Genomic DNA, 12,476 nt, shown 5'->3' with positions numbered 1-12,476 from the left:
AGGAACCACCTCATGGCCACACAATCGATCACGTCTATATATGGAGATCATCAAGACATCAAGCATGCAATTCATCTGGCAAAACAATTTTCGAAAAACGAACAGCCAGTCTTGATAACAGGAGACACCGGCACAGGCAAAACACTATTTGCCCAAGAAATGGCGAACGCAGCAATGACACACATGTATTGCCCCATCTTGAATGAAGAAATCTTACAGAAAGCCTTCACAGAAAAAAACAATCAAATTCTTTATTTAGATGAGGTCGCCGCATTAAGTATTCCTATGCAGCACAAGGTCATTCACTTTCTAGAAACCTCACCTGCAACAAAAGTAATCGCTTCTTCGTCTTTATCAATAGAGGCACTCAGGGTTTCTTCAACCTTTTTACCCGAGCTGTTTTATCGTTTGAATGTTCTTCATTTGGCCCTTCCGGCTTTAGCTGAACGAAAAATAGACATTCCTGTGTTAACAAATGCTTTCTTTCAAGAGCTGAACATGGCTCCTGACATTGATCCAAGTGTTTGGGAAGCCTTGCAGCAGTATCCATTTGAAGGAAATGTGCAAGAGCTCAAAAATATCGTTCATTACGCTGCATCCATACTCGAGGGCCAAACGGTATTTTTACATCATTTACCTCCCTTTGTGTTAGCACCTCTTCCATCAGCCGTGAAAGGTAAAAAGGAAGAACACCAGCTTACACTAATGGAAAAACAAGAGTTTGTTTTCTTGCTGGAAGCCATTAAATCTCTCAATGAAAAAGGAGAAGCAGCCAGTAGACGCATCTTGTCTGAACTAAGCAAGCAAGGAGACATTCCGCTCACCCCTCAGCAGGTGAGAAACCGCTTAGATGATCTTGAGAAAAAAGCATACGTGACGAAAGGAAAAGGCAGGGCCGGAACGAAGATTACACTTGAAGGTCTTTCATTCCTGAAGTCGCTTGATGGTTATATACCGGTTCAATAAAAGGAGGACATCCATTGTTTACTGTAAAAGAAGAAATTGCAAACGCCATTACACATGGCATTGGTGTTATTTTATCCATACCAGCTATTGTGTTTCTCGTCTTATTCGCTGTTCAATACGGCACAGTCACAGATATTATCAGCTTTTCGATATTTGGCGCATCCATGCTACTGCTCTATTTAAGTTCAACCTTACTTCATAGCATTCGGCACAAAAAAACAAAAGATATTTTTGAAATCCTCGACCACTCGGCTATTTATGTATTGATTGCTGGTACATATACACCCTTTTTACTTGGACCACTAAAAGGTGCACTCGGCTATACTCTCCTTGCGATTGTATGGGCGCTTGCTGCTGGTGGGATTGTCTTTAAAATCTTTTTCGTCAAACGCTTTATTATCGTATCTACCCTCGTCTATTTATTAATGGGCTGGATGATTATCATTGCCATCAAACCGCTTTATATCCAATTAACAGGTGCAGGATTTGGACTCTTACTGTTAGGCGGTATATTATATTCAGTCGGAACCATCTTTTATATTTGGCGGAAAATCCCCTATCATCATGCGATTTGGCACAGCTTTGTTCTCGGCGGCAGTGCATCGATGTTCTTCTGTATTTTATTCTATTGCGTAAACATTCCTGCTGCATAAAAAAACCAGCATCCACTATTCGGATGCTGGTTTTTTCTATGCGCGCTTTTGTGCGTAATCACTGATCATGACAGGAGCTTTAATATGAATATCGACATTAACAGGACGCATTCTTTTCACAAACTTCCCCGTTAAAAGACGATCCGTTCCGCTCGTTTCAATCGGTACAAGCGGGCAATCGAATTCTTCAGCAAGCGCCTCTGCAACATGACGATACTCTTCTGAAAGCAGTAGACTCTGCCCAGACATGATTCTTTCCTTTGCTTCTTCTAATAAAACCTCATCCGTTTGATTCTGGTGAATGACCGCCATTTTTTTCAGCCATTGTTTTAAAATCGGACACCGAAAGAGCTTCGGCTTTGCCATGAAAGCAAATGGCTGCTCAAGGTGGCCGATCAATAATGTCGTCGTGACTGGATTCAGCTCTTTTGTGACATAAATAACCGGCCCATCTGGCAGTTTCTTTTGCTGATGAATGGTCATGACTGATCCTGATTGGTCAATACATCCCCGGGCAAACCTTTTTGCATGCTCATGAATGAGATGCATTCGTTTCGTATAGGAAATGCGTGGATCCGTTAATTCATGATCGTACAAATGCCTCATACTTTTTAAAAAGGATACAACAACATAAATCGTTAAAAACCAATAACGAAACAACCGTACTCCTCCTACTCACTTATCCTTTTTTGTCATAGACGACAAATTCATAATTGTAGGGGTTCTTTTCGTCACGATGGCCTTTTTCGCGTGATACAATCGTCCATTCGTCTTCATTGTAATACGGGAAATAGCGGTCTCCTTCAAACGCATGGTGAATGTGCGTGATATAGAGACGATCCGCATATGGCATCATTTCTTCATACAGCTTAGACCCGCCAAGAATAAATAGCTCTGTCTCGCTTTCCGCAATTGCCAAAACGTCAGCAATTGAATGAACAACCTCGCATCCTTCTGCTTTAAAAGAAGAACTTGTGGTCAGCACAATGTTTCGGCGATTAGGCAGCGCTCGTCCAATGGATTCAAAGGTTTTTCTGCCCATGACAATCGTATGACCGCCTGTGACTTTTTTAAAATACGCTAAATCTGCTGGTAAATGCCAAGGCATTTGATTATCTTGACCAATGACTCTGTCTTCTCCTGTCGCCACAATCATGGAAATCATACACTGACTTCTCCTTTAATATGCGGATGTGGATCATAGTTCTCAAGCACAAAATCATCAAACGTAAAATCAAAAATGCTCTTTACATCCCTTGTGATGCGAAGCTTAGGAAGCGTGCGTTCCTCACGCTCTAGCTGCATTTTCACCTGTGGAAGATGATTTTGGTAAATATGAGCATCTCCAAGTGTATGAATAAACTCGCCTGGCTCAAGATTTGTGACTTTAGCAATCATCATCGTTAGAAGAGCATATGAAGCGATATTAAATGGCACGCCTAGAAAATTTTCACTAGCAAAAATATGTTGATTATATTGGTCCAACTGATCTCCCACCTCTTTTTATAGGTTCATCAAAATATATTTGATTATTACATATCATTAGATGTGAGTCAATAATTTGGACACAAAAAGTTAAGTCTTAAGCTGTTTTTCTCTTATCGTAGATTAACATCCAACTTATTTCCTTTTTTGCTGTTCATACCTTTAACCCGCGCAATATTATTTTTTAAAAGTGCTTTTAACATCGTTTTAGTTATTTCTTTCTTCATAGTTACTAAAAATTCATCTTTTTTCCAAAGAACAAATTCACAGTTGTTTTTCTAATTTCCGTAACCATATCCTTTTTAGCCTTCAATTACAGCATAGCCACAAACTGGGCATTTTCCTATTACTTCATTTGGCTTACACTGAGAAGGCACTTTATTATAGTACTATTGACATAATTATAGAAACATAAAAAACCCAAGAAATCATTAAACTCCCTGGGTTTACCTAATAATATAATTTAGTTTACTATTACTAACTACTACCTTTTTTCTTGAGACTGAAAAATTATATAAATGATCTAAACAGATAACATTGAATTAGAAATACTCTCAATGAGGTGAGATAATACAACATCTTCTTGTTCTTGTAAAAAGAAGTGACCACCTTCAAATAGCTCACATTCAAAATTTACTGTACAAAGTTCTTTCCATTTTTCTAATTCACTCTGTTTAATGATATCCTCTTTTCCACCATAAGCAGTTATTGGAAAAGAAAATATATTTAACTCATCAATATATAAATAATTTTCAGCTAGTTTTTCATCTGCACGCATAGCAGGAATCATCATTTCTAGAACATCTTCATTATTTAAAAGTTCATCTGAAAGTCCTCCAAATTCGTTAACTCTTGATAAAAATTGCTCTTTAGGAAGATTATATCTAGGTGGATCAATTAATTTCTGATGTGGAGCTCTACTTGCTAAAGCAAATAAATGATAAATAGATATACCTTTTTTAAATAAAATCCTAGAGGTTTCAAAGGCAAGTATTGCACCACCACTATGCCCCATAAAAATAAGAGGCTTATCAGACAACTTTTCTAGTTCAGAAGCAAGACGATTTGCTACGTCAAATGCCACGTCGAATGGTTTTTCTTTTATTCTAATTCCATGACCAGGCAGTTCAATAGTAACTACTTCAAAGTCCGGAGCAAGCATTTCAGGCCAATCCTTAAATAAATAAGGACTAGCACCTGCATATGGAAAACAAACCAACCTAAATTTAGCATCGGGTGCTTCATAAATTTTGAGCCACGATGCACTAATTTGGTTAAGCTCTTTAAGTAAAGTATTTTGTTTGCTTTTTTTGTAGTCTTTTTTTTCTTTCACTATCTGTGCTAAGCTTTCCACTGTAGGGGATTGAAAGAAATCAATTAAATTAACTTCAATTCCAAATATATTTCGAATACGCGATACAATAAGTGTTGCTTGTAGAGAGTTACCGCCTAAATAGAAAAAATTATCAAAAGCACTAACTTTGTTTATTCCAAGTATTGGAGCAAAAATTTCATAAGCTATTTGTTGCTCAACTTCATCTCTTGGTTCTACATAATTACCATCCTCAACACGAGAATTACCTGGTTCGGGTAAAGCTTTAATATCAATTTTCCCATTTGATGTTAATGGTAAATTGTCTAATTCAACATATAAAGATGGAATCATATAGTTAGGTAATTTTGTAGCTAAACTTTCTTGTAGATCATTAATGTCAATTTGGCTATTACTTTCTTCTCTCACATAATACGCTACCAATTGTTTTCCATTTTCATTTGAATCAATTGTTTGAACAGTAACCTGCTTAATAACTGTGTGCTCAGCGAGTTTAGATTCAATCTCACTAAGTTCAATTCTGAAACCGCGGATTTTGACTTGCCTATCTATTCTACCTATAATTTCCAAATTCCCATCCGACAACCATTTTACTAAGTCTCCAGTTTTATACAATCTATCATTTTCATTATTACTAAATGGGTGTTTGATAAATTTTTCTGCCGTTAGGTCCGGTCTGTTTACATAACCTCTAGCTAGAGTAGAACCACCAATATATAGTTCACCTGGAATTCCAATTGGTACAGGTTGCAGTTGCTCATTCAGTACGTAAGCTTCTACATTTTCCATGGGCTTTCCTATAGGAGGATTTTTATCCCAAGTCCCTACACAATCATACAACGTTACAGCAACAGTTGTTTCAGTAGGACCATAACCATTTACAAAGCGACGTTTGGAATTAGCCCACTGATTAACAATCTCTCCAGAAAATTTTTCTCCCCCCACGGATATTAGCCTTAGCATAGGGAAATCCTTTGGACTTAAAAGTGGTAATAATGCTGGTGGCAATTCTGCTACTGTAACTTGATTTTTTTTCATTAACTCTGTTAGTAAAACAGGTGATTTTCTTTCTTCTTCATTAGCAATACAAAGGGTTGCACCGTTACAAAGTGCCGTAAAAATATCAAAGACTGAAACATCGAAAGCGATAGAGGCAAACTGAATAATAATGTCCTTTTCACTAATTTCATAATTCTTAGTTATTGCTAATATAAAGCTTACTAATGATTGATGTTCAATCTCTACACCTTTTGGAATCCCAGTACTTCCTGATGTATAAATTATATAAGCTAAAGCATCAGAAGGCACAAGAGTATTACAATTATTCATAGAACAAGCTGATAACTCTTTCTGCAAGTTGATATTGACGTTAATTATATTTATATTATTTAAATCCACTTCCTTATTAGTTATTACAAATTTGGATTGCGAATTTACCAATATTTCACTGACACGTTGTTGCGGATACAATGGATCAATTGGAATATACACTCCACCAGCTTTTAAAACTGCTAAAATCGAAATAATCATTTCAAAAGATCTATCAAGATATATAGCAACCGGCGTTTCCAATTTTATACCTTGTTTAATCAAATATGCAGCAAGTTGATTTGCTGTTTCATTTAGCTCTCGATAAGTATAACTCTCCTCATTAATAATAACTGCTTTCTTTGATGGGTGTTTCTCAACCTCCCCCTCAAAAAATTTATGTATGGGTTGTTTAGGTATCTGATTTTTTGTACTTTTACTCCAAGTTTCAGTTAGTAGATTGTATTCCTCTTTCTTTAAGATATAGGATTTAGTTAAATCTACATTAATTTCTGAATCACTAGTTGTCAGGAATTTTTGCTTAGAGCTAACGTTTACCTTTTCAAACATACTGGAACGCATTTTATTTACTAACATAGAACATTTATTGATTGGTAACCGTTTTAATCGCATGTTTAAATCCATATAGAAATGCTTCCTCCTAATTAAATCATTGATGAATAAAATTTTCTTTTAATGAACTCATTTTGAATTTACCAACTTCTAACCAAAGATCCTTTGGTGTTCCATAACGAACAGCTTCAAGTGCAATAAAGCGATAATATTCTTCAATTTTAGATAGTTTTGTCATACCAAAAGCACCATGAAAATGAAGAGATTTTCTTGAGATATCTAAAGCAATCTCAGCTACTAACGCTAGTATCTTTGTTCCTTCTTCAAAAATATTCTTGTTTTGTTCATCTAACCAGGCAGTATGCTCTAACTTTAATTGAGCCCCTTCTAGTTGAGCCAATAATGAAGCAAATACTGAACTAATGCTTTGATTTTCAATTAATTTTTTATCAAATTGTTTTCTTCTGTTTGTATAATTTATCCCTTCCACTAATGCTCCTTCTGAAAGCCCAATTAAATAAGCTGCTTGTCTTAATCTAGCTCTTCCAAGAATTTGCTTAAAGTTTATTTCGTCAATTGAAACTAAATTTTCGTAGAATAATTGAACATTATTTAATGAAACTTTACTAATTCTAGTATTAGAGATGTTCTTTACTTCTTTTATTTCAATACCACTTGCGTTCTTTGGCAATCTGTAAACATTATTATTCACTACTAATAAGAATTGATTTATTTGTTCAACATTAGATAGATATTGATTATATGAACTAACACTTAAATTTTTATGTTGATTACTAATATTATTGCAATAAATTTCACTACTTAGACCTAAAACCCCTATGAAACTTTCACCATTCATTATCGAGGATAGCGAATTCTCAGATAATGAATCATTGGCGAGAGAAAGAATATCACTAGCAATTAAGGTATCTAGATAGGGTTTATCAAAAAGAATCTTGCCTAACTCTTTTACAATCATAATTACTGTAGTTTCCCCTAATTCATAACCTTCTTTATTTAAAGGAATTGAAAAACCCGGAACGCCTAACTCCTTTAAATTATCCCAAATTTGCTGATAATCAGGTTTCGCTTCTTTAAAATCACTAACACTATTTATTGTTTCCATCCCACCTATTGATTTTGGAATACTACTCCTATAAATAGCTCCTAGTATAGTTTTTTGTAAAATATTAAAAGTAGGTGAATATTTAATTTCCAATTTTCTCTCTCCTATTATCTAATTCCAATCTAAATTTAGATATAGACTGAAGTAGCATTTCTGATGTACCTGCTGAAAGCGTTAAACCCGGTGTTTCCCTATACGCAGATTCCAAACTACCATATAATGGATTATATCCGTGGTCTTCTCTTAAGCATGAAATAATGCCTCCTAACTCATGGCCTTTCCAGACAACTTCACATGCCAACTCACTAGCATACCATTTTGAGATTGCTGCTAATGATTCATCTACTCCTGAGGTTGTTTGAAGTTCACCTAAAACTTTATAAGTTAATAAAGATGAGACATCTAGCTTACAATCTAAACGCATTAAATCTATTAATTTATTATTATCTATATTTAAATCATATTCTATTTCTCGTTGGTGTATAGAATTAAACCAACGTTTGGCTCTTATATAATAGTCAAGTCCAGTTCTCTCTACGGAAAGGGCTTTATTCATAATTGACCAGCCTTTGTTTAACTCTCCAATAATGTCTTCCTCAGAAACTATTACTTCATTTAGTATAACTTCATATAAACTTTCATCACTTAAACTTTCAATTCGATTAAGTTTAACTGCTTTATCTTTTAGGGGCACCATAAACAATGTTAGTCCATCGTATTTTGAATTTAAGTTTGAAGTTCGTGCTGCACATAAGCCATAATCTGCTATATGAGTTTTCATACTCCAAACTTTTCGCCCTGAAATAGAGTATTGCCCATCTTTGTTTAAAGTTGCATTTGTTTCTATTGAACTTAAATCTGATCCAAACTTAGGTTCCGAATAAAGAATGGTTACAAACTCTATTCCTTTTGCTATTTTTTTCAAAAACCTTTGTTTCTGTTTGTCAGTTGCAGATAAATTTAAAAGATTGCCTACAATAAAAACAGACAAGATATAAAGGGCTTCTGGCACACCATAATTAGACATTTCTTCACCAACAATTGCTGCCTCATAAATAGATTTATCTAATCCTCCATATTCTTTTGACCAATTAGGAGCTAATAAACCTTGTTCACCTAATAATCGATAAATTCTCCGAGCATCAAAATCTACATTTTGCGATTTAATCTCTCTTAAAATCTTTTGTATTTCTTGACTTTCAAAAAAATTTTTAATCTCCTGACGAAATTTTTCTTGTTGCTGTGTAAAACTGAAATCCAATTTGCTTCCTCCTTTTTTTGAAAACATTCAACTTCTCTTTAAACTTAGAAATTAAAGTCCATAGCTACTACATAAATCCCCCATTGCTACTACTACCTTTCTACTTCCAGAAAAAGGTGCTCTACCATGAGCCACTAGCATATTATCAAGCATCATAATATCGCCTTTCTGCCATGGGAATGATAGTGAAGCTCTGTTAAAAACATGATTAATCTTTTGAATAGTACTTTCTTCAATTGGAGTACCATCCCCATAAAAGGTGTTCCTTGGCAAATCTTCCAACTTAACCATTGATAGCAACTGATCCCTAACCATTTGTGGCAAGCTATTAACATTAAATAGATGCGCTTGATTAAACCACAACAACTCTTTTGTCTCAGGATGTTTAGCAATTGCTGGCCGTACAACTTTTGTTCTTAAACGATCAGATTCTAACCATTCAAATTCTATTCCAGATTTTCTACAATATTCTTCTACTTTTAAGTGATCATTAGTCTGAAATGCTGTTTGCCAAGATAAATCTAAACCAGTTCCAAAGTTTCTTACATACATTACTTTTTTTTCCGTGAACTTTTGAATAATATGATCGTCCAACATTTGGTACACTTTTCTGCTATCCGCAATTGGTGTTTCTCCACCTTGATCAGCTGCTTCAACACAGTAGAACCAAATTTTCCTTGGCCAACTTGAAGCATAGGAACTTTCATTATGCATTAATATATGTTGTTCTTTTGGATACTCCGTAGAGGTATACACTTTTCCCTCGACTTGTTCACGAGGTGTAGAGCGTTCAGTATATTCTTCTAATTCATTAGAAATAATTTTTGAAAAAGATTCGAATTTTTCAGTAGAGCCCACATTGAAGTTTCTAAATAAAATTCCTCCATGCTTTAATAATTGTTGGCTAATATAATCTTTATTATTAATTGCCCAATCAATAAGATCTAATTTTCCCACATTAGGTGTAATCTTGAGAAGTAAATTACCTGTACTGGAAAGATAATCAGTTGTTATTAATTGCTCTTGTGACAAATTTATTGACTTTGGTTTAGTTTTGAGTAATTTATCTTTTAATAGGTTATTTTTCAAAGTAATATTCCTCCCAAATTATAATTGGTTAATCAAGTTACCCAATAGACTAATCTATTGAGTAACTTATTGCTTCTCTTAAATAATTCATAAATGAATCTACTAAAAATTTAATAGTAGTGGTCTTATATCGCTGGTGGTTATATTTCCATCTTAGAACAAGCTTTCCTTCAACTATCCAACAACTAATATCAAATTCATAATCTCTGTCGTTTTGCTTATCCCTTAATGCACCAATAGGTATATTAATTTCTTTAAATATCTTTTCATTTTCTCTAATATCTACATAATCTAATTGACCTTGATATTCAAAAGCTATTTTAGGCTGAGGTATTGAATGAAGCTTTGATTGAATTTGGTTATTTTGATTTAAATATTTCAATAACCCAAAACAAAAACCATTATTAGGGATATTATCTAATATTTGTTTAATTGAACCTATTTGTAAATTCACATTGTTGCTCTTACTAAGTTGCAATGAAACTGGATAAGTTGTAGTAAACCACCCAACCGTTCTAGATAAATCAATTTCATCAGAGAATATTTCCCGGCCATGACCACCAGTTTCGATAAGAAGAGAGTATTCTCCAGTCCATTCTTTAATTGAGTGTGATAAAGCTGTAAATAAGATATCGTTTATACTACATTTATAATGATTAACAGCATGTCTTAATAAATTAGTTGTCTCATCTTTTGTTAACGTTTCGTAATATAATTCTGTAAATTCTTCTGTATTTCCACCATTATCAAAATCAACTGGCAAATCTGAATAGTCTTTATAAAATATTTCTGATCCCCAGTAATTCATCTCCTGCTCTACCTCTCTTACTTGCGCAAATTCGTTTAATTTTTTTGCCCAATATTGAAATGAGGTTGTTTTTTCAGCTAAGTGTGGATTTTCTCCCCTAATAAGTTGTTGATATATTTTTTGAAAATCTTCCCAAATAACTTTCATTGTCAATGCATCTGTTAATAAGCGATGACTAATTACCAATAGACGACCCGGACAAGCCTTTCCACAATCAAAGAAAACAGTTCTAATAAGAGGACCATCTTCTATATTTAATTTTCCTTGATACTCACTAGATATCTTCTCAATCTCTTTTTGCTGATTATCTACATCTTGGCTTGATAAGTCATAATAATCCATTGGAATGCAGATATTTTCTTCTCCATAGTATTGCATCCATTCATTTTTCTCTTTTTTAAAACGAAGTCGAATCGCATCATGATGATTCGCTAAAATAGCAAGCGCTTCTTTCATTAAATCGACTTTTAAATCTGCTTTAACTTCAAAAATCCAAGAGTTATTATAATGATTAATATTTTTTAGCTTTTTATTAAAAAATGATAATTGTGATGCAGTTAAACTAAACTTACCTGTAGTTATACTTGGATCAACTTTTCTTTTAACATTACTATCTACTATTTCTGCTAATTCAGAGATAGTAGGATAAGCGATTAAATCTTTTGGACTAATGTTTAGGCGTTCTTGTTTCATTCGGTAAAAAACTTGAATGGATAGCATAGAATCACCACCACATTCAAAGAAATTATCAAAAACACTAATTTTTTCTATACCAAGAATTTCGCTCCATATCTTTGCTATACTTTCTTCAAGTTTATTCCGAGGTTCAATATGCTCTTGTTTACTTATCTGAGTCATTTTGTGTAAAGGAATTTCACTTAAATCTACTTTTCCGTTTTTATTATCCTGCCATATAAATTTCTCAGGTATAAGATTTTCATCGATTTTATTTAATAGAAATTTTTGTATTAGTTTATTTGAACGTAGCACATTTGGCTTTGCCGCAACATATGCAACAACATTGTTGTTTTCATTATCATCATTCTGTCTTATAACCACGGCATCAAGTATTGTTGGATGTGCTTTTAAAAGTTCTTCGACCTTACTTAAATTTTCATTATCTTCGCTAAACTTTAGATTACTATTAGCCTGGGAGAAAGCAATTTTATTCCCTCTTTTAATTTGTAAATTTATTAATGGTAAATCCAAATTAGTTAACATTTGATTAAGTATATATAGAACATCATTTTTAAAGATAGTCACAGTATCTTCTTTATATAATTTGGAATTATAATAGATTGTTCCTTTTAAACGATTAATCTCATCTTCAAATACAATGTTCAAGTCGATATTAGTAGAAGGCATATCATCATGAATAGTCTTGTATGACACAAGTGCATCAAATAGTTCTTTAAATTCTTTTTGATCGCAAAGGTCCAGTACTTTATAAATTTGGTCTAATTGAGCGTCATCTCCACCGTATGCATCTAAAAGATTCTGTCGAATATTTATCATAAGCTCTTTACTAGTTAATTTATCATTCAACTCATTGCCTAAAACTATAATCTGTGAACCGTTTGACTTTTCTGTTTCTTTTCGTCTTAAAGGTGTTCCAACTGTAATTAACTTGCTCTCAGAATAATGATGAAAACAGATTTTTATAGCAGTTAACACTGTTACATAATTTAGAAAAGGCAAGTTATTTGTAACTTTATTCATTGAATCTAACATATTGTCCTTTATATAAAATACAACTTCGTCACGTTTAAATTCACCATTTCTCTCAAAGTCTATTGGTAGACTAGGTTTTCTCTTTGATAATCTTTTTATCCAATAATTTTTATTTTCCTCATTTATCATTAAAGACAATAGAA

General features: G+C 33.6%; 9 protein-coding genes and 1 pseudogene. 2 read left to right on the top strand and 8 right to left on the bottom strand.

From position 1 onward, the window contains the following. The first annotated feature begins 12 nt into the window (after window positions 1-12). Entirely contained in the window at window positions 13-966 is a 954-nt protein-coding gene (locus EBQ12_RS13485; protein ID WP_125590352.1) for an AAA-type ATPase lid domain-containing protein, read from the top strand. Between the two features lie 14 nt (window positions 967-980). Further along, window positions 981-1,619 (top strand): PAQR family membrane homeostasis protein TrhA, encoded by a 639-nt coding sequence (gene trhA, locus EBQ12_RS13480; protein WP_024428144.1) that lies wholly within the window; start codon window positions 981-983, stop codon window positions 1,617-1,619. Window positions 1,620-1,655: 36 nt separating this feature from the next. Here trhA and EBQ12_RS13475 read toward each other — a convergent pair whose 3' ends face one another. The 8 genes and pseudogenes from EBQ12_RS13475 to EBQ12_RS13435 form a co-directional block, all read right to left on the bottom strand. Continuing rightward, window positions 1,656-2,279 carry a lysophospholipid acyltransferase family protein gene (locus tag EBQ12_RS13475; RefSeq protein ID WP_107163447.1) on the bottom strand — a complete coding sequence of 208 codons (624 nt, stop codon included), beginning with the start codon at window positions 2,277-2,279 and terminating at the stop codon, window positions 1,656-1,658. Between the two features lie 19 nt (window positions 2,280-2,298). Next, window positions 2,299-2,784 carry a dihydrofolate reductase gene (locus EBQ12_RS13470; protein ID WP_125590350.1) on the bottom strand — a complete coding sequence of 162 codons (486 nt, stop codon included), beginning with the start codon at window positions 2,782-2,784 and terminating at the stop codon, window positions 2,299-2,301. Then, window positions 2,781-3,077 (bottom strand): annotated as a pseudogene (gene thyA, locus EBQ12_RS13465) (thymidylate synthase); the annotation flags it as partial. The pseudogene thyA and the gene EBQ12_RS13470, both read right to left, overlap by 4 nt. 550 nt (window positions 3,078-3,627) lie before the next feature. Continuing rightward, the gene (locus EBQ12_RS13455) at window positions 3,628-6,390 is read right to left on the bottom strand and encodes an amino acid adenylation domain-containing protein (protein ID WP_125590348.1); all 2,763 of its coding nucleotides are present in this window, start codon (window positions 6,388-6,390) and stop codon (window positions 3,628-3,630) included. Between the two features lie 25 nt (window positions 6,391-6,415). Then, window positions 6,416-7,537 carry an acyl-CoA dehydrogenase family protein gene (locus tag EBQ12_RS13450; RefSeq protein ID WP_125590346.1) on the bottom strand — a complete coding sequence of 374 codons (1,122 nt, stop codon included), beginning with the start codon at window positions 7,535-7,537 and terminating at the stop codon, window positions 6,416-6,418. After that, window positions 7,527-8,705, bottom strand: a complete 1,179-nt coding sequence (locus EBQ12_RS13445) for an acyl-CoA dehydrogenase family protein (RefSeq protein WP_164511655.1) — start codon at window positions 8,703-8,705, stop codon at window positions 7,527-7,529. The genes EBQ12_RS13450 and EBQ12_RS13445 overlap by 11 nt, the downstream gene beginning before the upstream one ends. 51 nt (window positions 8,706-8,756) lie before the next feature. Further along, complete coding sequence (locus tag EBQ12_RS13440) at window positions 8,757-9,794, bottom strand: TauD/TfdA family dioxygenase (protein ID WP_241215646.1); 1,038 nt, start codon at window positions 9,792-9,794, stop codon at window positions 8,757-8,759. Between the two features lie 49 nt (window positions 9,795-9,843). Continuing rightward, window positions 9,844-12,462 (bottom strand): condensation domain-containing protein, encoded by a 2,619-nt coding sequence (locus EBQ12_RS13435; RefSeq protein WP_241215648.1) that lies wholly within the window; start codon window positions 12,460-12,462, stop codon window positions 9,844-9,846. Window positions 12,463-12,476 lie beyond the last annotated feature (14 nt).

Origin of the sequence: Bacillus sp. 2B09 (assembly GCF_003946835.1) — a bacterium.
In the GTDB taxonomy this organism is placed as follows: Bacteria; Bacillota; Bacilli; order Bacillales; family Bacillaceae; genus Bacillus; species Bacillus altitudinis.
This window is presented reverse-complemented; position numbering and strand designations above follow the sequence as displayed.